This window comes from Glaciihabitans sp. UYNi722, from assembly GCF_040549465.1.
GTDB lineage: Bacteria > Actinomycetota > Actinomycetes > Actinomycetales > Microbacteriaceae > Lacisediminihabitans.
This window is the reverse complement of the sequence record NZ_JBEPTL010000008.1, coordinates 39,430-60,292: the sequence shown is the minus strand read 5'-3', so window position 1 is coordinate 60,292 and position 20,863 is coordinate 39,430. Positions and strand designations below refer to the sequence as shown.

General features: G+C 60.2%; 23 protein-coding genes. 17 read left to right on the top strand and 6 right to left on the bottom strand.

Going from position 1 to position 20,863, the window contains the following annotated elements; translation table 11 throughout:
• Positions 1–148: 148 nt before the first annotated feature.
• The 4 genes from ABIB56_RS07820 to ABIB56_RS07805 all read right to left on the bottom strand — a co-directional run bounded on the left by ABIB56_RS07820 (position 149) and on the right by ABIB56_RS07805 (position 4,666).
• On the bottom strand, positions 149–1,609 hold the full coding sequence (locus ABIB56_RS07820; RefSeq protein ID WP_354568583.1) for a vitamin K epoxide reductase family protein: 1,461 nt from the start codon (positions 1,607–1,609) through the stop codon (positions 149–151).
• Entirely contained in the window at positions 1,606–2,718 is a 1,113-nt protein-coding gene (locus ABIB56_RS07815) for an NAD-dependent epimerase/dehydratase family protein (RefSeq protein WP_354568582.1), read from the bottom strand. Before ABIB56_RS07815 ends, ABIB56_RS07820 begins: the two co-directional genes overlap by 4 nt.
• Positions 2,719–3,224: 506 nt before the next feature.
• Complete coding sequence (locus ABIB56_RS07810; protein ID WP_354568581.1) at positions 3,225–3,557, bottom strand: cupin domain-containing protein; 333 nt, start codon at positions 3,555–3,557, stop codon at positions 3,225–3,227.
• A 167-nt stretch (positions 3,558–3,724) separates the two neighbouring features.
• On the bottom strand, positions 3,725–4,666 hold the full coding sequence (locus ABIB56_RS07805) for a universal stress protein (protein ID WP_354568579.1): 942 nt from the start codon (positions 4,664–4,666) through the stop codon (positions 3,725–3,727).
• Positions 4,667–4,890: 224 nt separating this feature from the next.
• Between ABIB56_RS07805 and ABIB56_RS07800 the strand changes: the two genes are divergently transcribed.
• Entirely contained in the window at positions 4,891–5,145 is a 255-nt protein-coding gene (locus ABIB56_RS07800) for an SHOCT domain-containing protein (RefSeq protein ID WP_354568578.1), read from the top strand.
• Positions 5,142–5,723 (top strand): sulfocyanin-like copper-binding protein, encoded by a 582-nt coding sequence (locus tag ABIB56_RS07795; protein WP_354568577.1) that lies wholly within the window; start codon positions 5,142–5,144, stop codon positions 5,721–5,723. Before ABIB56_RS07800 ends, ABIB56_RS07795 begins: the two co-directional genes overlap by 4 nt.
• 226 nt (positions 5,724–5,949) lie before the next feature.
• Here ABIB56_RS07795 and ABIB56_RS07790 read toward each other — a convergent pair whose 3' ends face one another.
• Positions 5,950–6,210, bottom strand: a complete 261-nt coding sequence (locus ABIB56_RS07790; RefSeq protein ID WP_354568576.1) for a hypothetical protein — start codon at positions 6,208–6,210, stop codon at positions 5,950–5,952.
• 80 nt (positions 6,211–6,290) lie between these two features.
• Positions 6,291–7,013, bottom strand: coding sequence for a thioredoxin-like domain-containing protein (locus tag ABIB56_RS07785; RefSeq protein WP_354568575.1), 723 nt, complete (start codon positions 7,011–7,013; stop codon positions 6,291–6,293).
• Between the two features lie 151 nt (positions 7,014–7,164).
• Between ABIB56_RS07785 and ABIB56_RS07780 the strand changes: the two genes are divergently transcribed.
• The 15 genes from ABIB56_RS07780 to ABIB56_RS07710 all read left to right on the top strand — a co-directional run bounded on the left by ABIB56_RS07780 (position 7,165) and on the right by ABIB56_RS07710 (position 20,850).
• Positions 7,165–7,530, top strand: a complete 366-nt coding sequence (locus tag ABIB56_RS07780; RefSeq protein WP_354568574.1) for a BlaI/MecI/CopY family transcriptional regulator — start codon at positions 7,165–7,167, stop codon at positions 7,528–7,530.
• The gene (locus tag ABIB56_RS07775; protein ID WP_354568573.1) at positions 7,527–8,504 is read left to right on the top strand and encodes a M56 family metallopeptidase; all 978 of its coding nucleotides are present in this window, start codon (positions 7,527–7,529) and stop codon (positions 8,502–8,504) included. Before ABIB56_RS07780 ends, ABIB56_RS07775 begins: the two co-directional genes overlap by 4 nt.
• Positions 8,505–8,600: 96 nt before the next feature.
• Positions 8,601–9,011, top strand: coding sequence for a hypothetical protein (locus tag ABIB56_RS07770; protein ID WP_354568572.1), 411 nt, complete (start codon positions 8,601–8,603; stop codon positions 9,009–9,011).
• A gap of 21 nt (positions 9,012–9,032) precedes the next feature.
• A complete protein-coding gene (locus tag ABIB56_RS07765; RefSeq protein WP_354568570.1) occupies positions 9,033–9,263 on the top strand; it encodes a hypothetical protein in 231 nt (76 codons plus the stop codon).
• On the top strand, positions 9,260–9,550 hold the full coding sequence (locus ABIB56_RS07760) for a hypothetical protein (RefSeq protein WP_354568568.1): 291 nt from the start codon (positions 9,260–9,262) through the stop codon (positions 9,548–9,550). The genes ABIB56_RS07765 and ABIB56_RS07760 overlap by 4 nt, the downstream gene beginning before the upstream one ends.
• Positions 9,547–10,473 carry a F510_1955 family glycosylhydrolase gene (locus tag ABIB56_RS07755; RefSeq protein WP_354568567.1) on the top strand — a complete coding sequence of 309 codons (927 nt, stop codon included), beginning with the start codon at positions 9,547–9,549 and terminating at the stop codon, positions 10,471–10,473. Before ABIB56_RS07760 ends, ABIB56_RS07755 begins: the two co-directional genes overlap by 4 nt.
• A complete protein-coding gene (locus tag ABIB56_RS07750) occupies positions 10,470–11,069 on the top strand; it encodes a TlpA family protein disulfide reductase (protein WP_354568566.1) in 600 nt (199 codons plus the stop codon). The genes ABIB56_RS07755 and ABIB56_RS07750 overlap by 4 nt, the downstream gene beginning before the upstream one ends.
• 61 nt (positions 11,070–11,130) lie before the next feature.
• Entirely contained in the window at positions 11,131–12,804 is a 1,674-nt protein-coding gene (gene resB / locus ABIB56_RS07745) for a cytochrome c biogenesis protein ResB (RefSeq protein WP_354568565.1), read from the top strand.
• A complete protein-coding gene (ccsB, locus tag ABIB56_RS07740) occupies positions 12,801–13,820 on the top strand; it encodes a c-type cytochrome biogenesis protein CcsB (RefSeq protein ID WP_354568564.1) in 1,020 nt (339 codons plus the stop codon). The genes resB and ccsB overlap by 4 nt, the downstream gene beginning before the upstream one ends.
• 340 nt (positions 13,821–14,160) lie before the next feature.
• A complete protein-coding gene (locus ABIB56_RS07735) occupies positions 14,161–14,904 on the top strand; it encodes a cytochrome c biogenesis CcdA family protein (protein ID WP_354568563.1) in 744 nt (247 codons plus the stop codon).
• A 245-nt stretch (positions 14,905–15,149) separates the two neighbouring features.
• Positions 15,150–16,184: a M23 family metallopeptidase gene (locus tag ABIB56_RS07730; RefSeq protein ID WP_354568562.1), complete on the top strand. Its 1,035-nt coding sequence runs from the start codon at positions 15,150–15,152 to the stop codon at positions 16,182–16,184.
• Positions 16,185–16,262: 78 nt separating this feature from the next.
• Positions 16,263–17,756 (top strand): multicopper oxidase family protein, encoded by a 1,494-nt coding sequence (locus ABIB56_RS07725; protein WP_354568561.1) that lies wholly within the window; start codon positions 16,263–16,265, stop codon positions 17,754–17,756.
• 179 nt (positions 17,757–17,935) lie between these two features.
• The gene (locus tag ABIB56_RS07720) at positions 17,936–18,262 is read left to right on the top strand and encodes a multicopper oxidase domain-containing protein (RefSeq protein WP_354568560.1); all 327 of its coding nucleotides are present in this window, start codon (positions 17,936–17,938) and stop codon (positions 18,260–18,262) included.
• 229 nt (positions 18,263–18,491) lie between these two features.
• The gene (locus ABIB56_RS07715) at positions 18,492–19,328 is read left to right on the top strand and encodes a M23 family metallopeptidase (protein WP_354568558.1); all 837 of its coding nucleotides are present in this window, start codon (positions 18,492–18,494) and stop codon (positions 19,326–19,328) included.
• 643 nt (positions 19,329–19,971) lie between these two features.
• Positions 19,972–20,850 (top strand): hypothetical protein, encoded by an 879-nt coding sequence (locus ABIB56_RS07710; protein ID WP_354568557.1) that lies wholly within the window; start codon positions 19,972–19,974, stop codon positions 20,848–20,850.
• Positions 20,851–20,863 lie beyond the last annotated feature (13 nt).

The following is a 20,863-nucleotide window of genomic DNA, read 5'->3' as shown; positions in this document are numbered from 1 at the left end:
GACTGTTCGACGATGTCGTCTCGGCTTGGGTACGGGGGATTTGTCCCGTTCCCGCGAGCGAAGATTCCGGGGATCGCGTGTAACCATGAATGTGACCGCCTTTGTTGAGGGAGTGGTTCGGATGGTGAGATTCGCGTCAGCACGGTTGCTATCGGACATATCGGTCCCAGGCCCCATACGTCTCGCGAATCTTGCCGCGGCGAATGGTCACACCGATAAGAAGGATGCCGCTGAGCACACCATTCCAGGTGGCGGCCGCGGAGGGCTCGCCGAAAACAAATGGTGCGGCGATGAGGGCCACCGCAATCAGGATGTTGACGAATCGGATCGCCCGGCCCACCTCAGCCATTGCGATGACCGCGATGGTAATGACCAGCGCACCCAGAATGTAGGTGCTGTTCGCCGCAACCCCGTGAACGCCGAAGACCACCGGAGACACCAGTAGCCATACCCCCAGCGCTGCGCTGAGAACTAGATTCCACGGAAGCCCGGTTCCCCAGATCATCGCGCCAGCTGAGAACACGTCAGGGCGGGTCGGGGGAGACGTTTCGGGGGCCTGGGTGAGGGTGCCGCCCTGCCAGAAGACCTGCCAGACGGATTGGCCTTCTCGGTGCGCGGCCAGGAGGAACATCCCCATCGCGACCACCTCGTTCAGCGTCAGCGCAACCATCACCAGCATCGACAAGGCGGTAAGGAGGCAGGCGGTGCACCACTGTCCGACAGATACCGGTTGCATCATGATCAGCAGAATGCTGATGATGCCGACCGGAATAACTAACACACCGAAGATCAGAACCATCCACGGCATCGTCCGCCACCGTGACCGCCCCCCCATGAACCCCATGAGCAGTTCGATGATGTAAGACACTGTTCCCAGACCTGCGTCGGAGATGGGGAACGACTTCGACAACCGGGACGTCAACACCGCATGGGTTCCCGGGGAGAAGAAGGGGTCCCAGATGGTGTGCGCATAGCCCAGCTGGTAGGCGGTGAGGTAACGGGAGAGCAACACATTGATGACAGCGAGGGCGATGATGATTCCGCGCTGGGACCAGGATGACGGGTTGTACGACCAGCCCGGCGGAATGTCAGAACCGGGCTGCATTCGCATGCCCGGCGAACCCGGCAGGAGAAGCACGAATGTAACGACAAGGATGCCGGTAAGGGTGTCGTTAATGTAGCTGCCCGCCGTGGGGGCTCTGAAAATGAGGGGTGCCAGCAGGAGCCAGAGACCTACGAAGGTGCTCGCCCACGGTGCCCAACTCCACCGTCGGGTGAGGAAGAGAATGGCGAGCCCAGCAATCAGGACGCCACAAATGATGTCATTCAGCGCCAACGCTTTGTCGTTGTAGTCGAATGTCGCCGGGCTGGTCGCCAACCACGCACCAAGGACGATAAGAACGAAATAGTACCCGATGCCCTTTATGCGGCCGGCTGGTGGTGAAACCGCGTCGGCTGACGACATGGCCATGTCGGACGGGGCATCCCTTACGTCATGCGAATCCACCGACTTGATACCGATACTCGGGGCACCCGCATTGTTGCCGATGCCCGCGTCTTCCCGTCCTGTTGGGCTTTCGCCTGATCCGGGAGCGTCTGCCATTTTCATGGGGCCGCCTTCGGGGACATGAGGGTAGCTCTTTCGGTTCGTGACAATTTCGCTTTCAAACCGTTTTCTTTGTACCAGCGCAAGCGGTCTGCTCTCAGCCCGGCGATGATGATGGGCAGTGTGTCGCGCAACGAGCGTTTCGGGTTCCAGCCGAGCAGGTCGCGCGCACGGCTGATGTCGAGGGCGTAGTGATCGTTTGCGCGGTCGATCATCCAGGGACGCAGGAACGGGTCAGCGCCCGGCAGGTGCTCCAAAATGAAGGCACCCAGTTTGGAGAAGGGTGCGAGAAACGTCGGGATAGAGATCGTTTCGCCAGACCGACCCAGGACCAATCGGGCGATGGTGTGTTGCAGCTCGTCGTAGCTCAGCGCATCCGGCTCCCCAATGAGGACTGCGAACTCGGCCGGCAGTTCGGCACGGCGGTCGACCGCCTGTTCGATCGCATCCACGAGGTCGTCCATGTGCACGAATGCTTGGGCATGGGCGGTACTGCCGGAGTAGAAGTGGCTGGTGAACTGACGCTCCTGGATGCGTTTGATTTGACCTGCAATAGGAATCGAATGACCGCCGTCGTCGTAGACACCAGCGATCCGCATCAACACCGCGGGGATCGCTCCCCGCCCATCACGAATCACCTGTTCCGTGCGGACTTTCGACTTCGGGTACGCCCAGGTGGCCTCGATCGGCGAGTCTTCGTTGATGAAGACGCCAGGCTCGGTCGGCCGGTGAACGAGCATCGTGCTGGAGAACATGAATTGTTCGACTTCGAAATCCAGTTCGCGTAACGCGGCGAGCATCCGCCGTGTTCCGGACACCGTGATGTCCTCGTACTTCGGGCTGGGCTGGCCGAAGAAGTCATAGTAGGCGGCCAAATGGATGACGGAGGCAATCCGGTTGCCGTGGTGCTCACGGATCGCCGTCAAACCCTCACGCACGCTATCGTCAGAGGTGACCTCGATCGGCACGTAGACACAGCCCGGCAACGGCGCCGGTGCCGAACGGTCCGTACCAACAACCGACGCGAAACGCCCGGAAAAACGTCGCATCACAGCTTCGCCGATCCGGCCGTTGGAACCCGTCACGAGGATTATGCGGTCATCGGGTGGCATGTGCGGACTCTTCTGAGAGGGGACGGTGTCGGAGATCGGTTTCCTCCGCTGTCCACAAACGGTAGCGGCGGTGCATAAGGCCTTCTGGGGACCTAAGTCCTGTACCTTTGGCAGACCTGCTCGTGAACGGTGGCCGACGCTGGGTGTCTATTTGACGACGGGAGGGCTGGCGAATCGACTGCGCGCAGCGAATAGGCTGATCGCACGCGTGCTCCGGTGCCTTTATGTCTCGGCAAAGCCCTTGTAGCGGAAGCAATTCTTTAACCACAGAGTCCCCGATCCGATTTTTCAAACGGCACCGAGGACCAGAGCGACGAGCTAAGTGTGCTCGCTGTAGCAAGCACTGTCAATGGCGATTCCGTGGCCGATCGTTATCGACCGACTCTTGCTGCGCGAGTCGATCGAAGGGATCCAACGAATAGGCCGGGCCAATCACCCGACTTGGCGCAGAAGCCGTAGCCCAACTCCTCGAGCTCGGTGCGAGGGCAAAGATCATCGACCTGTGATCACCGGTGCTTCACGACGGTAAGCAATACGGTCGAATCCTCGATCGCTGTCAACGAATGCGGGGCATCGGGAACAATGATGAGATCTCCCGTCCAGCCCGACCAAGACTCGTCTCCGGCGGCGAGAACTATCCGACCATGCAACACCTGCACAGTTGCTTCTCCCGGGTTCTCATGTTCGGCCAACCTCTGATTTGCTCTCAGCGCGATGACCGTTTGGCGTAATAGATGTTCATGTCCGCCATAGACGGTCTTTGCGCTCCTGCCGCTGGAAACAATGCGAGCCGTATTCAGTTCGGCCCTTGCGAGGGCGGTCAACGAAGTCTTTTGCACGATGTCACATCCCATAGCTGATGATCGGTGGAGCCGAGTCTTGCATACGGAGGTTCCCAAAGGTGCTGCCAGGCGAACCGGTGCCCAAGTCTGGGGAGGGTGACTGAGGCCAGTTTTTCTCAGGGCGCCGGCACCAATCGTGAGCCGAAGGAGTGAACGCGCGTCCGCTATTGGCCGGAACTCGCCCAACGCGAGCCGTTTCGAACTATGGCGATGGGTACGCTGCCGTAGTGGAGCAGATGTTGGATTGTTGATCCAAGCAGCCCTCCGAGGATCGACTCATGACCGTGGCTACCGAGGACGAGCAGCGCAGCATCGCTCAGCTGGGATTCCAGTACGACTCCGATCGGTCCGAGCTCAGTGACACCGCGAACCTTCAGCTCCTGCCGTTCCAGACCGACTATGACCTGTGCCAGCCGCGCGCGGTGATCCTGCTCAAGATACTCAGGGTCGACCACGAAACCAGCCATCCCTTCAAGTCCCACACTGGGAGGACGCCACGAGTGCACCAACACCAGTTCCTTATCATCAGACTTTGCCTGCGCCGCAGCAAATGCCACAGCCTCATCGGAACTGTCGTCGTCATCAACGCCGACGAGGATCGCCGTTCCGCCGGGCGTCCAGTCGTCGGGAACCACCACCAGGGCACAGCCAGCCCGGCTGACCAACTCGGCCGAAAGACTGCCGGATAGCACTGCGCGCACCGAGCGGTGCGGGTGGGAGCCGACCACCAACAAGTCGGCATTCTTCGACCGTTCCGCTAGCCCCTCCAGCATAGGTTGACCGCCCGGCACACTGTCGACCACTGTGCCCGGCGACGCTCCGCGAATACGCTGATAGGCGGCCTTCATCGCCAAGCAGTCAGTGGAGTCCGAGACGAGTGGGTCCACCGCCGTGAGCAGGGTCACCTGTAGTGGGGATCGTTGTGCGCGCTCGATGACCCAGTCCACTGCTACCTGGCTCGCCCGCTTTCCATCAATCCCAATTACGACCTTTTCAATACCAGAATCCTGCCTATTTCCTCCGGTCCCCGCGAGGGCCGGAGGTCCTATTGCCACGCGGCCCCGACTGTGGGGAAAAAAGAGAGCCCTGATCCCGACCTCAGTCATACCGTGGTGGGGGATGCGCCGAATCGGATGTAGATCCGTGTGAACGTCGTAGCCGACGCGCACCCGGCAGCTCCGGACTGCGTTCCATTTTTGACATTGTCGAACTCGCCCATAATCGATTGAAATTGGGCAATTCCCGCGTGAGCCCGACCGCACTGTGAGGACTTAGTGCCCTATTGGCGCTCGTCAGGGGGGTTACCTTTCACGTAAATGGAGGTTTTGCTATGTATGGATATGGTGGCGACAGTTGGGGAATGGGCGGCTGGATCGCGATGGCAGTGTTGATGGTTGTGTTCTGGGGAGGCGTAGTCGCCGTAATTATCGTCCTTCTTCGGCGCTCACACTCCGACCCGGGGGCGACCAGTGCGCGCCCTTCCCACCATGAGGCGGAGCGCATTCTGCACGAGCGTTTCGCCCGCGGTGAGATTGATGAAACCGAATATCTTGCCCGCCGCACCGCGCTTCGGCGACCGGAATGACATCTGTCAGACAGTGGTCGTCCCGGGTGTGGGTGATCGTCGGAATTCTGGCCACGGTGCTCCTCGCCGGGTCGTCGATTGTGGCGGTGGGTGTGCTGGGAGGCGGGTTGACCCGTGGCGGGCCCGGATCACCGGTTGGGGCGTGCACGGTGCCGAACCTTTCTGGAACGGTCGTGAACGTCTCCCTGACGAACATGGGTGGCTCCATGATGGGCGGCGGCGGTGGGCTGATGTCTGGCGGTGCCATGGGGTTGACCGCAGACCGTGCCACAGTCCGACATGGGTCTGTGTCATTTCTTGTGACCAACGGGGGCAGCGTCACCCACGAACTGGTTGTCCTTCCCCTTCCCGAATCTCAAATTGTCGGAACCCAGCCCTTTGGCGGCGACGGGAAGATCGACGAGGCGGGCAGTCTGGGGGAGGCATCCAAGACCTGCGGAGAAGGCGCGGGTCAAGGCATCCTGCCCGGAGCCTCAGGCTGGGTGAGCGTTACGCTGGCGCCGGGCCGGTATGAGTTGGTCTGCAATCTCCCCGGCCACTACGCCGCTGGAATGTACACCCAACTCACCGTCACCTGACAATGCGACAAAGCCAGTGCACCAAAATGGCGCACTTCGCGCGCACAGTGCGGGTGTTTGCCGGGCTTCGCCACATTCGATCGGCATTCCCAATTTATAGCGCGGTCCACAGGCTTGGCCGTTGGATGGCCTGACCGCAGATCTGCAGCGCTGGCCGTTCCGCCCACGGAGATAGGGATTCGCCCGTTCTCTGAATTGTGGTGGCGCGACACGGCGGTTCCGGTACTCACCGGGCGTGCAACGACCTGCCCAATTTATAGATGAAGTAAGCCACGGCAAACAAACTCAGAATCCCCACAGCCCAGGCGCCCGCAATTCCGATGGCAGGCCCGCTCGAACAAATGCTTTCCGCTCCCGACCCCGCGGCGTAATCGATGCATTGGCCGCTTTGTGTACCGAGAGACAGCAGATTGACGAGGACCACGAACGCGATCGCGCCAATCCAACGCCATTTCGCGGGCGATCGGCGCGACACCGGGTTGGTCATTCGCCAAAGCCTACGACCCGGCGCCTGAATTCACTGTTAGGTCTGTCGCGGGCTGTATAGCGCGTAATTTGTTGGGAGTGCTATTGCAGTTTGCCGGGGCCGTCGATGCCGCCGGTGCAGGGGGCGCCGGGTTCGGGCGCGGTCTTCGCGAGCTTGTACTTCGCGACGAACTCGCTGATTCGCGGATCGGTCACCCTGTTGACTTTCAATTGTGCTCCCCATGCTGACGCGACGACAGGGGTGGGGAGCCCCGGGTAGGGGGAGAGAATCGCATAGGTAGCGGGGATCCGCTTCCGGAGCGTGTCGAGGTTGGCCCCGCTGATGACCGCGGGATCGTATGTGACCCAGACGGAACCGTGCTCGAGCGAATGGACAGCGTTCTCGTTGGGCACCGGGTCTGCGTACACGGCGCAGTTCAACGGCACGGAAGAGTGGTCGCCGCCGACCGGAGGTGTTTGTTGGTAGTTCACTGTCCCGTCCACGTGCTTGGCAGTGACACCAGTGAAAGTTTGAACCCCTTTAATCGAGGCGGTACTGGTCGGCCCGGCTGCGGTCCCGCCGAGGACCACAAACGCAATCACGGCAACAACGGCCGCTACAGCGACCGTCCCGCCCAGGACGATAGCGACACGGCGATTGCGATCGGCTTTGGCCTGCTGCCGTTTCAGAGCCGCGACTTTTCCCGCTCGCTTCATCTTGCGCTGCTCTTTGATGGTTGGCCGGGCAGTCGCGGAGGAACCGGCTTGGCGTTGCTCGGCCCGAGCCGGAGATCGACCCGCGCCCGTGCCGTTTGATCCGTCCATTCAGATCATTCCTCTCATCGCACCAGGACTGGAGTAGGCCATTGGCTTTCTGGTGAGAGTACACCTAACTTACTTAGGTGATTAGGTGCAAACGGTGCTTGGTGGCTTATCCTAAGGCTGCGAGGTGTTCCGATCGCGCGAAGGAGGAGACATGCCGAAGTTCGGTGATCTTGAAAACGCGATCATGACCACCGTTTGGCAAGCGGACCATTCTTTGCTAGTGCGCGAGGTGCTCGAGCGAGTAGACCGTGGCGCCGCCTACAACACCATCCAGACCGTGACCGAGATTCTGCGCCGCAAAGGCTGGTTGACCAAGGAACGGGATGGCCGGGCGTTCCGGTATAGTCCTGCCGCGAGTCGCGAAGACTATGTTGCAGGGCTGGTTCGTGAGGCCCTGTCTTCCACCGACGACCGTGCGGCCGCTCTGATCGGGTTTGTCGAGGGAATGCAACCGGAGGAAGCCGACGAACTCCATCGCCTTCTCAGCGCTGCGCGCGATCGGGGCGCTGACGCATGATCGTGGCCCTTGTGCTCATTGGTTATTCGGTTCTACTGGCTGTCGTTGGGCCACGCCTCCTGTTGCGGGCGGAATGGGTTGATCGGGCGCCACGGCTAGGCATTGCCGCTTGGCAAGCGCTCACCGTGACGGTGCTGGCCTCGGTCGTAATGGCGGGGCTTGCGCTGACCGTGCCGACGGTGCAGATCAGCGGCGACCTGGCGGCGCTATTGCGGTCCTGTGTCATGGCCCTTCGAGAGCAATATGCCTCTCCCTGGGGTGCGGCCGCGGGTGTCGCCGGAGCAATATTCGCCTTGGCGATCATCGGCCGGTTCCTCTGGTTTCTGGGCGCCGCGATTACTCGCATGGTGCGCGAGCGTACCCGGCACGGGAGCGTCCTGGACATGGTTGGTCGACGTGATGCCGGGCGGGGAATCGTCATTTTGGAGTGCGACGACCCGGCCGTGTATTGCCTTCCGGGACGCCATCGGCGCATCGTAGTCACCACCGCGGCGCTCCGCGCGCTCGACGAGGATCAGCTCGATGCTGTCTTGGCGCACGAACGTGCCCACCTTGGTGAGCGCCACGATCTGGTGTTGGCGCTCGCCACCGCCTTGGCGACAGCATTTTCTGGCCTGAAAGTGTTCGGGCAAGCCGCCGCGGAGACAGCACGGCTGGTAGAGCTGCGTGCGGACGACGTGGCAGCTGAACGCACCAACCGATTGACCGTCGCTGGTGCGCTTCTCGCCGTCGCAGCGACCGGAACGCTGCACCGGATACCGGCCGTCGCCCTGGCTGCCGGAGGCGCCGGGGCTGCAGCAAGGGTGCGCCGGCTTCTGCCACCGCACAACCCGCTGAGCCGGTTGCGAGCCGCTACGGGCTCCTTGGCAGTTGCCTTGCTCCTGGCCCTTCCTGTGCTCGTATTGGGTAGCCCGGCAGTGGCCTCAATGCAACACAGCATGTGCCCGGACGCGCCTATGTCCTCCCAAATGTAAGCCGCGCCCTTCGCGCCCGCTGGACATGCCTCTGCTTTTTACCTAATCTACTTAGGAGATTAGTTTTGGGAGTTCGCGGTAGCCGCGGCGTAACGAATGGCGAACAGGTCAAATGGCAAATCGGTTGTTCGGTGGGACGCTGCTCGCGGCGTTGCTCGCCTCGTGCTGAGTATCAGTGATGTCCCCGGCATATTTGGCGACAAGGTTCCGGCGCCACACCCGATCGCCGCACCTGCGATTCTGGCCGGGGGAGTGGCGATCTTATTGGGCTGGAAGCCACGCCCGTCGATGATCGGTCGCGCTCCGACCGGTCACGGCTTCGGTTCCGTATACGGGGTGGGCGCGTTTTCGGGTGCTGCCAATTCTCGCAGCGCACCCGTTCTCATCGGCGAAAACCATGTGCTTTCAGCCCCCTGCCGGATCACCGAAAACCGTCTGATCGCCGATAGCTGGCTGTCGAACCGTGCTCTCGGCCGCCACCTCCCTCGCCTCACCAATACGAACTGACCCTCGAAAAGAAATAACACAATGCAACAACTTCTCTACGTCCTACCCGTCGTGGTCTGCCCCATCGTGATGGGTCTGGTGATCTGGTTCATGATGCGCGGCACTGCCCAAGGCCACCAACAGAAACCAACGTCCGAACTGGAACAAGAGCTGGTCAAGCTGCGCGCGGAAGTGAACGCGCTGCGCCCGGTCGCGGCGCCGTTCGACGAACGGCACCCGGTATCCACCCTCGATGCGACTAAGCCGGCATGAGTGACTTGCTGATCCTTCTCGCAGCAGCCGCGCCGACCTGCTTCATCGGCGTCTACGTGGTCCTAGGTCATGTCATCGGTCGTCAGCGGGTAAGTGACCTTTACGGTCACGGGCTTCGCGGTTCGCTCAAGGTCTCCGTCGGTGAACACATAAAAAAGGTTCAGATCATTGGCAATGTCGAGCGCACCGGCGCGAGCTCTAGCGCACACCCGCACATCAGCATTTTCCTCGGAGGGGCTATCCCAATCGATCCGTCCGTCTACTTGAAAGCGAAGGTCGGCTTGTGAGTACGCCCTTTTTCAAACGTACCGGCTTTCACATTGTGGTTCTGGTCGGGAGCCTCCTGGGCGTTACGCTGCTCGCCGGCTGCGCTGCCAGCGGTCCCCCTCTTGTTCCGACGCCCTCCGCATCCGCGTCCTCTTTCGGCCACGTTCATGGCCTCGGAATTGATGGAACCACGGGCACGATCTACGTAGCCACCCACCGGGGGCTCTTCTCGGTTGCAGGCTCGACCACTTCTCCGCTCAGGCCCGAATCTTTGGGCGGACCTATTGCTGGTCTGCGCCAAGACACTATGGGTTTCACGATGGATGGTGGTCGCATGTACGCCTCCGGACATCCTGATCCCACAGTGTCGCCTGAAAGGAATCTCGGACTCATATCGAGCACAGACAATGGAAAGAATTGGGCGGTCATATCGCTAAACGGGACCTCCGACTTTCATGATGTTGAAGTCAGTCACATCAGCCCTGGCGAACCAACGATCTATGGATTCGACGGTGTTGACAATTCCATTCAGGTCAGCCGTGATGGCGGGGCAACCTGGACTTCGGGTGCCACATTGGAGCTTCGAGATTTGGCGGCAGATCGGGCAATTCCGGGGACAATTTACGCAACCACAAGCGGTGGGTTGAAAGTCAGCCACGACTTCGCCGCAACGTTTAATGCGATCTCCGACGCGCCATCGCTCTATCTTGTCGCCTCCGCGGGCACCATCGGACAGACAAAACTCGTCGGTGTCGACGTGTCTGGAGCAGTGTGGGTGAAATCCAACGACATGCCGTGGGAATCCACCGGAACAGTCGAAGGGGCGGCCGACGCGATCACCATATCTGCCACACCCATCCCAACGATTCTGGCGGCGGATCAGCGCGGAATTGTAGCCAGCTCCGATCTCGGGGCGACATGGCGAACCCTGGTGACCAAATGATGGGGCGCCTGATCGGTGTCGGCACCCTGTCGACGGCAATCGTCCTGCTCCTTTCGCTCTCGGGATGCACCTCCACCCTTACTCCTGGTGTCGGACCGTCGCCGAGCGACCCTCGGTACGTCACGAACGGTGCCGTGACAGAGATCGCTCCGGCAGATCGTGGGAAGGCAGTGACGTTGGCAGGGACCCTCGACACGGGGGAGGAGATCACCGCAGGCGAATGGACCGGCAAGGTCGTGGTGGCTAACTTTTGGTACGCAGGGTGCGGTCCTTGTCGGGCTGAAGCGCGCGACCTGGAAGCCGTGTACACCAAATATCAGAGCCAAGGGGTCATCTTTGTCGGCGTGAATGTTCGAGACCAGGCGGCAACGGCGAAAACATTCGCCGAGGAATTCGGTATCACCTATCCCACATTTCTCGACGTTGACAGTGGCGCCCAGCAACTCGCATTTGCCGGAAAAATCGCACCGAATGCCGTGCCAACCACCGTGGTCATCGACAAGAAGGGACGGGTCGCATCTCGTATTCTCGGCCAATTGGAGTCGCAGTCAATCCTTCAAACCCTCATCCGTGATGCTCTCGCGGAGGGATCATGAAAATGCTCTCGGTTAGCACCGGCACGCCTAGGCGCCCTGCCGCTGGTGAGGGAGCACTCTGATGGGGAAAGTTGATCTCACGCCCAGCCCGGCCACAAGTTCACGTCCCGAGGGTCACCTCGAAAACGTGGACCCCTCATCCGGTGCGGCGTCGATGCCCCGGCTTGGGCCACTCGAATGGGCGCGATGGGGATGGCGGCAATTAACCAGCATGCGAACTGCGTTGTTGCTGTTGCTGTTGCTTGCCCTTGGCGCGATTCCCGGCTCCCTGGTCCCGCAACGGACCGCAGATCCAAACGGAGTTACCCAGTATTTCACCGCGAACCCGGCGACCGCGAAAATTCTGGATACTTTCCAGTTCTTCGATGTCTACACCTCAGTGTGGTTTTCAGCGATTTACCTACTCCTGTTCGTGTCGCTCATCGGATGTGTGATTCCTCGAACCCGACATCATTGGCGCGCCTTAAGTCAACCACCCCCGCAGACGCCCAGCCGACTATCGCGTTTACCCGCCTACGAAAAACACGACATCGCTGCTGGCGAAGGGGACGCGACGCGCTCCACCCTTCTCATCGACGCGGAGCGACTTCTGAAAAAGCTCCGGTATCGGGTCCAACGATGCGACGATCCGGCAACATCGGGCACGTCGTCGTCGATCGCCGCGGAAAAAGGGTACCTGCGTGAAACCGGCAACCTGATTTTTCACATGTCGCTGATCGGAGTTCTGGCAACGATCCTTATCGGAGGCAGCTTCCAATACACCGGCCAACGGGTTGTCGTTGAAGGGCAAACGTTCGTCAACACGCGCTCAGCGTACGACTCCTTCAAGGCTGGACGTCTCTTCAGCGACGGGATGCTTGATCCTTACTCCCTCACCCTCAATAAATTTGCTGTCACCTATTCCCAGTCGGGAATGAAGGCTTTGGGGATGGTCACCGACTACAACGCGACCGTCACCACAGATCAGGCAAATCGACAAACACGATCCACCATTAAGGTCAACGACCCTCTCGGGGTCGGAGGAGAGACCGTCTATCTGCTCGGGAATGGTTACGCACCACAAATCACTGTTCGAAATCCGAAAGGCGTGGTGGTTTTCAACGACACGATTCCATTCCTTCCCCAGGATGCGAACCTGACCAGCCTGGGAGTGGTCAAGATTCCCGATGGGCTCTCTCGACAGGTCGGAATGATCGGCTTCTTCTATCCCACCCAGACTAAGCAGTCAACCGGTCTGCCTGCCTCGGTCTACCCTGACCTACTCAATCCCGTCCTAAGCCTGAACGTCTTTACTGGGGATCTCGGCATAAATTCCGGGGCAGCAAAGTCTGTCTACGTTCTCGACACGTCGCGGATGACACCGATTGCGGGACGTGGAACCAGCGAAAAAGCTCTCCAACTCACTCCCGGGGAGCGGGTGCCGCTGCCCAACGGGTTCGGCAGCGTGGAAATGACGGGAGTGAAAAGATTCGCTTCCTTCCAAGTCACTCATGACCCCACCCAAACGTGGATGCTCCTCTTCTCTCTCCTCATTTGGGGAGGGCTGTCCGCTGGTCTATTCGTTCCGCGACGCCGAGTGTGGGTACGGATCACCGACAACGGACACGGCGGGTGGGTCGTCGAATACGCGGGCCTTGCCCGTGGTGACGACCCACGACTCCAATCAATCATCGAGGCCCTAGCCCGACAGCATCGCACCGCGTCAAACATCGCAACGATTCAGGAACCAAAATGATCTTCTCTGCCTCAACCATCTCCATCGTGCTCATTTACTCGGCGATGGCTATATACGCGATCGCACTCGTGGCTTACACGCTCGATCTCGCGAAACGGGCCGCCCCCTTAAAAGCAACGGTGTCGGCCAAGGCGTCGCCTGCTTCTCGCGCGTCGGCGGGTGGTGATGCAGTCGGTTCATCATCGGGGACTGTGGATGTCCTGGTGGCCACCGAACCTCCCGCCTTGACTGTGCGCGAGTCCGGCAGTTCGCGGGCCGGACGAATAGCCCAAGCCCTCACAGTGCTTGCTTGGTTGATCCATCTCTGCGGAGTTGTGCTTCGTGGAGTGGCAGCTCACCGAGTCCCGTGGGCAAATATGTACGAGTTCTCAATCACATCGACCCTCATCATCGTCGGCGTTTTCTTGGTGATGCAAATCCGACTCAACATCCGCTACTTGGGCTCATTCGTTGTAGGACTTATGCTGGTGCTCCTCGGGGTCGGGTCCGTGGGCTTCTACGTGGACGTTGTGCCCTTGCCACCTGCGCTGCAGTCGGCCTGGCTAGTGATTCATGTTCTCGTCGCGATGACTGCAACTGCGTTCTTTGCCCTGAGCTTCGCGGTGTCAGCACTTCAGATCGCCCAGGGCCGTCCCGCTGCAAGTTCCAGTCGTGTGGGAGCCAGAGCCCGCGCGCAACTGCACCGACTAATGAAGACCGTACCGAACGCGGAAACGCTGGACACCATGGCGTACCGAATTATCATCGTCGCCTTCCTTCTGTGGACGTTCACCCTCATGGCGGGTGCGGTCTGGGCAAACCGGGCGTGGGGGCGCTACTGGGGCTGGGACGTTAAGGAAGTCTGGACCTTCATCATCTGGGTGATTTACGCGGCATACATTCACGCCAAAGCCACCCGGGGTTGGAACGGGACTCGCGCCGCGTGGCTGGCCATCGTCGGCTTTGCCGCGGTGATGTTCAACTTCGGTGTCGTCAACGTCTTCTTCAAAGGCTTGCACTCCTATTCCGGACTATGACGACCCCACGACAGCACAACGAGAGGAGAAGGCGATGACACCGACAGGTTCCCCAGCGGCGGGCGATTCACCCGACGAAAAGACGCGAAAATGGCGCCGACACCGGCGGTTCGTAAGAGCCGGCCAAGTGCTGATGATCGTCGGAGCTTTGGTGGCAATTGTGCATTGGTTGACTCACCTCGAAGCGTTCGGACCAGGTCAACCCCCCGGCTGGCTCGATCTCGTTGCCGGATACCCGGCTGCCGCGGTCCTCATTCTCGCGGGGGCAATCCTCACTGGCAAAAAATGACAGCACTCCCGAGACTCCTCTCCCATGCACTCCACGTGACCGGAGAACGAAATGGGCAATGATTTCGGGAACATCATCGCGAACGGACAATTTCTCATCGCGGTACCGATCGCGGTGCTCGCGGGCCTCGTTTCTTTTGCGTCGCCCTGCATCCTTCCTCTGGTGCCGGGCTACCTCGCCTACGTCGGGGGGATGGCGGGTTCCCACGGGAACCGGTCCCGAAGGCGAGTGATCGTCGGTGTCACCTTATTCATTCTCGGATTCGCGGCCGTCTTCATCGCCTACGGAGCAGCTTTCGGTTCGCTCGGATCTTGGCTGATCAGGTGGCAAGACCCGATCACGCGAATTATGGGAATTCTGCTCGTGGCGATGGGGCTGGTGTTTATCGGCGCGCTACCTCAATTGCAGCGGACAATTCGACTGCCCATCCGGCCGAACGTCGGACTTGCTGGAGCTCCGCTTCTCGGCCTCGTGTTCGGATTGGGTTGGACCCCATGCCTTGGCCCAACACTCGCTGCGATTTCGGCGCTCAGCCTCGGATCCGCGACCGTCGGCAGGGGAACCGCACTGGCGGCGTTTTACTGTATCGGCCTCGGCATTCCTTTTTTGCTCGTCGCCCTCGGATTCGAATGGGCATCTGGCGGGATCCGATGGCTCAAGGAGCATGTCCGCACCATTAACATTGCCGGTGGTGCCGCGCTTATCCTCATCGGCGTGCTCATGGTCAGCGGATTGTGGACCATGTGGCTTTACCAGCTGCAGGCGCTCATCGGTGGCGTTGTCCTTCCCATCTAATAACCGTTACACCAAGCAGGGGGAAAATAATGAGGGATGCGGTAGAAGAGGCCCGTCGGATCGACGGCCCGCAAAGGCACCGAATTCTCGCGACTCTGGGAATCGTGGTCCTTCTCACAACCTCGTTTGTTGTGCTACCAGGCGCGCGGGCTTCTGCGGTTGAATACCCGACCTGGGGCCAGGTGGCCGCAGCCCGTGCCTCGGAGGCTGCAGCACAAGCACTGGTCCTTCGAATCCAAGGACAATTGGCAACTCTTCGGACTCAATCGGAACAGACGGCCGCGCTGGCTGAGTCGCGCGGGGCAGAGTACGAGGCCGCCGACCAAAAATTCCAAGAGGCTGCGTTCAAGGCGACCGCTCTGGGGAAGCAGGCCGACACCGCCAATGCGCTTGCCGCTTCTTCTCGAGCGAAGGCCGGACAAACTGTGGCGCAACTTGCCCGAACTGGTGGGCAAAACCTCTCGATGAGGCTGTTTGCCGACAGTAAAGATTCTGGACAGCTACTCTCTCGGCTTGGATTTCAAACCAAGCTCGCACAACTCGCCGGCGGGGTGTATGCGAAAGCAACACGGGATCGCAACTCGGCGCAATCCCTTACAGACCAGGCGAATCGTGCCGCTAAGTCGCGCGAGCAGCTGAGAGCCGTTGCATCCCAAGCCTTAGACAGCGCCCGAATTGCGTCAGCGGCAGCCGATGCCGCTGTAGTGGAGCAGGTTCAGAACCAAGCCGACCTCCAGGCGCAATTGACCGTGTTGACCGAAAAACGGGCAGCGACCGAAACCGATTTCGCGGCAGGGGAGGCCGCCCGCGCGGCTGCGGCAGCTGCGGCAGCTGCGGCGAGGGTAGGTTCGGCAGGAAAGGTATCCCCGTCGGGCTGGGCAGATCCCACTTCAGGTCGCCTGGTCAGTCCCTATGGGTACCGTATCCATCCGATCTACAAGGACTGGAGACTCCACAACGGGGATGATCTCGCAGGCGGATGCAATGTGCCCATCTATGCTGCGACAAGCGGGCGGGTGAGCTTCTCCGGGCTGAACGGTGGGTATGGCAATTTCATCATTCTCGATCATCGTGACGGCATCCAGTCGGCCTATGCGCACATCATCGATGGCGGTCGCCTGGTGTCGAACGGGCAGACAGTCACCGCCGGCCAGCTGATCGCTCGGACCGGAAGCACGGGAGGCTCCACCGGGTGTCACCTTCATTTCGAACTCCGATCCGGAGGAGTGGCGTTCGACCCGGTTCCATTCATGCAACAGCGCGGAGTCAGGCTGGGATGAACGCCCAAGCCACCATCGGATCTGATGCTCACGCCTCCGGGGCCACCTCATCAGCACTACCTACGAAAGAGATCCACCATGAGCGAATTGCTTGCACGACGAACTTTTCTGGCGGCCGTCGCGGCAGCTGTCGCAGTATCGACCCTTGCGTCGTGTTCGTCGCCGGCCTCGGGTCGCCACCGAATATTGTCAACGGATCCCCTCGTCGCCACGAACGAAACACGACGTCACTGGAACGGAAACACCACCGCGGCGCAACTGGTTGCTGCACAATTCATGACCTCGGTTGCCGGGAAATCGATTTCAACCTGGGGATACAACGGGGCGCTCGTCGCCCCGACCCTCCGTGTGACGGCCGGCGACAAACTGAAAGTCGCGGTCACAAACTCGTTGACCGAGGCGACAAGTATCCATTGGCATGGAGTTGCTCTTCAGAACGCTGCCGACGGTGTTCCCGGGTTGACTCAGCAGGCAGTCAAGCCCGGTGCGGAATTCGCATATGAGTTTCGGGCGGCCACCCCGGGCACCTACTGGTATCACTCACACGTCGAGATGCAACGAGCCCGTGGCCTCTTTGGGGCACTCGTCATCGACGATCCCCAAGAGCCGCTCTCCTACGACCGGGAGTGGGTCGTGGTGCTCGACGATTGGCTCGACGGATTCGGCGGAACGCCCGACAGCGTTCTGACCGCGCTGACGGCGGGCATGGGAATGTCGGGGATGAAAATGGACAGTTCGTCGCCCGTACTCATGAATTCAACGAGCGCTTACCTTGGAGGCGATGCGGGCGATGTGAAGATACCCGTCCACCTGATGAACGGACGCTCCACCAGCGAACCGGAAACCTTTGCGGCCAAACCCGGTGACCGAATCCGTTTGAGAATCATCAACGCGGCCGCGGATACCGCCTACCGCATCGGCATCCCCGGGCAACAAATGCTTCTGACTCATGCGGACGGCTTTCCGACCACACCGAAAAGTGTTGATGCCGTAGTCCTGGGCATGGGCGAACGAATCGACGCACTCGTTACCGTGAAGGAGGGAACATCTGCGCTGCTGTCGTTGCCAGAGGGCAAGGTAGGCAACGCCGTCGGCTACATCTCCACCGGCCCGGCTTCCACTCCGCCGCTCAGTATGCCCACGCAGTTGACCGGGGTCGTCACGGACGGCGGTCGGCTGAAGGCCGACGCATCGGTCCTCCTTCCCGATGCCACAGTGGATCGCACACATCAGTTGGACCTCACCGGATCGATGGCGAAGTACAGCTGGGGCATCAACGGACGATCATTCGATATGAAGAATCCATTTGCGAGAGCGTTTGAGGTGCGGACCGGTGAACGAGTTCGAGTGGTCGTCACAAACTCGACCACCATGTGGCACCCCCTCCATCTGCACGGGCACAGTTTCCAACTGGCCAACGGAGGGGCACGTAAAGATACGGTCATCGTGCGTCCAAAGCAGCGAGTCACCTTCGAATTTGACGCCGACAATCCCGGGCAGTGGCTCACCCACTGTCACAACGCCTACCACGCGGCACGCGGAATGATGGGCGTCTTCTCCTATGTCTCCTGACCGGCGAAACTAAAACAGCAGGACTGCACCGCGACTGCAAAAAAATCCGTCGACCTAATCAGTGTCCCGAAGCGGGGAAACTTGCTCGACACCAGTGCCGGGTCCGAGAGGATGTTGTAGTCGTCTATTCGCGAGGCCCAATGTGTGTCCGCGTGATCGGCGGCTCGGGAATGGGCAGAATGATGCAATTCACTATCGATGGCCGGAGTTTCGATCTTGGCCGCGTCGACCAATCCGTTGCGGCGGGAAGCGTCGAGCAGCGGACCATCAGCAACACGAGCTCGATGGATCATCCCGTCCACCTGCATGTGTGGCCGATGCAGGTCATCGAGATCGGCAGTCGCGCAACCACCACTCCGATCTGGCAGGACGTCGTAAACGTCCCCGCTCGCAGTCGAACCCGCGGGCGCATCGCCTTCGACGAATTCATTAGCACGGCCGTCTATCACTGGCACATACTCGATCACGAAGACAACGGGATGATGGGCGTTGTCTCGGTCACCTGAGGAACGTTGACTTCTGCGCGGCTTGAGATAGGGCCCCTCGGGCCGCGAATCGTGTACACACGCAAGTTCGCAGGGGCGCGCGTTTACCAATTCGTTACTTTCCCGTCGCATCCAATACCATGGAGGTTGTAGGGACGGTTCCGATCACCCGACAAGAGCCCTTCCTTCTCCACCGCGATCGGTGTTGTGCAAACTAGAGAACCTTTAATGGTGGAACCACAAAATATCTATGACATATAAACACCCCCGAGTAATACCGTCGGCTCCTACGGGCGAGATGCGATCCTTGACGCGACGACAGTCTCGGCATGCCGAAAGATCGACGGCAAGTCTTGGGCTTCATCGATCGATTATCCGCAGCGCGACCTCGAAGCTCACCGCAGTAGCGGCCGTACTGGGAGTTTCCGCGCTAATCGTGTCAACCTCGTTGCCTGCTGCGGCCGTTTACAAGGTCCCTCCCGCAACGTCAGCCAGCCAAGACAGTCAAACGAGTTCACAGTCCTTTAGAGCCGTTGCGGCAGTCGCAATCTCCACCTCGGGACCGCTCGGCCGTGACGGTTATTCGGTGACATTGCCTCCTCCTACGGCCAAGCCAGTTCGGAGCTTTCGTTCCGTTGGCGCCTTCCTTTACACGAATAATCCGGCGGGGACGATTCAGTGGCCGTTTCCCAGCTACGTTCCAATTGCCAGTGGATTCGGACCGCGTATCGCGCCATGTGGTGCTTGCTCGTCCTTTCATGATGGGGTCGACTTTCTGCCTGGAGGCGGCGCTGCCATTGGTGCCATTGCCCCTGGCATCGTGAGCGCGGTAGTTGCAGACCGTGGCGGGTACGGCACTCATGTTGTAGTCGACCACGTGGTGAACGGGCAAAATGTGCAGAGTACCTATGCCCACATGATCGCCGGCTCGCCGACCGTGAAGGTCGGCCAGATCGTCACCGTGGCCCAGACTCTCGGATTGGTGGGGAACACCGGTGCCTCCACAGGCGCTCACCTCCACCTTGGTATTTCGATCCAAGGAACATTTGTGGATCCATTCGCGTGGTTGAAGGCGAACGCGAATTAGATACGAAGCAGACAGGTGTCTATCCGGTTCGCCAGCCCGCGGTCGCCCTGTGGGGATTTCATGTATCTGTAAAAATGGCACGGTATTGAAATCAGCCTCTCCCCGTCGGATTTCGGAACGCTGATGACAACCGATGGGGACTTCTGTGCTTCCGATGCTGACAATCAGTCGGCTGTGACCGCTCACTCGTTGGATGCCACAATCCCGCCGTTGGCGATTTGTGCTCTGGCGGACTGGTTGTCATCTCTTTGTGCAGATAGCAGAGGGTTTCGAGTTCGACAACGGTTCCAGGCGACGTGTGGCCAAGAACCTCTGACGGTGGCCAGAAACAGCCCGAAACCCTCGGAACCGTTCAGTACCGAGTGGTAAATTAGACCTTGACGGTGTCCTCTAAATAGCGAGAAATCAATAGTTTTAGATGCTGAGGTCAAGGGAAATCATATATTTCTTTTGTTCTTGGTTCGAGTCCAGGTACCCCAGCAACAATCTCGTCGCTCGCGTGAGTCCCGATTCCGCCGGACAAGGTCGTGGTCGGTCGCCTGATCTGCTGCGTCTAGCATGTCGGGATGGACCTGGATGAAGTCGACTTTCGCCCCTGACCTCGAAGCTTCCCAAACAACGGGTCGCGGCGTTGCGTGCGGAAGTGCTCGCCGGCGGTTTCGGCGCTAAGACCTCGACGATGCCGCACGAGCAGAAGCTCACGGCGATCGTTGTGACGGCGATAAGCGGCGGAGCGCTGACCCTGATATTCGCCATCACCACCATCGTGCAATGGGCGAGGGGCGAGAGCGCTGAAGACGTTCTCATCGATGTCCAAGCAACGGTAGTGATAGCTCTCGTCTCCGTCGGGATATATCTCATCGGGCGACGAGTCGTTCAACCTCGGGCCTGGCGCCATTTCACGCGCCGGATTACTTTCGCGCGTGCAAACGGCTTCACTGTGCGTCCGCTGGCAGACCCGAAGCGAACGCCCGGACCGCTCGGTCAACGAACGATCTCCTTTCGACGCGTTTCCGACTACCTGAGCGGGACACAGGATGGGGTGAACGCCGAAAGCGGTGTGTTCCAGGATCGTTCCGGTAACCGCTCGACCGTCGGGATCACTGTCCGGTACCTCGCGGTGCAGCTTCCTGAAAATCACGTCGCGGCATCGTTTCGAAGTGGGCGCAGTATTCCCTCGCCGCTCGACGTCTCGGCCGCGTGGATCAACATTCTGGATGCCAAACCTTTCGGTCGAGCGACGATCATGTGCGCTCGCGGGGACGCCGACCGCGTGCGCGCGATATATACCGACGGCCTCATCGCCGCACTGACCACACAGAAGCATCGGGCCGATGCCCAACTCGTCGATGGCTGGTTCATTGCTTACTATCCGCCGAAAGCATCGCTGGATCCGACTCTCTGGCGGAGTATGTTCAGCGTCGTCGGCACCATCGCCGCTCAACAAGAGACGGCGCGTCGGGCCTGGGTTCGTTGCGTGAACCGTGCGGCATCGCTCCGACTGACCGGAATCGACCGGTGAAAGGCGCGAGTCC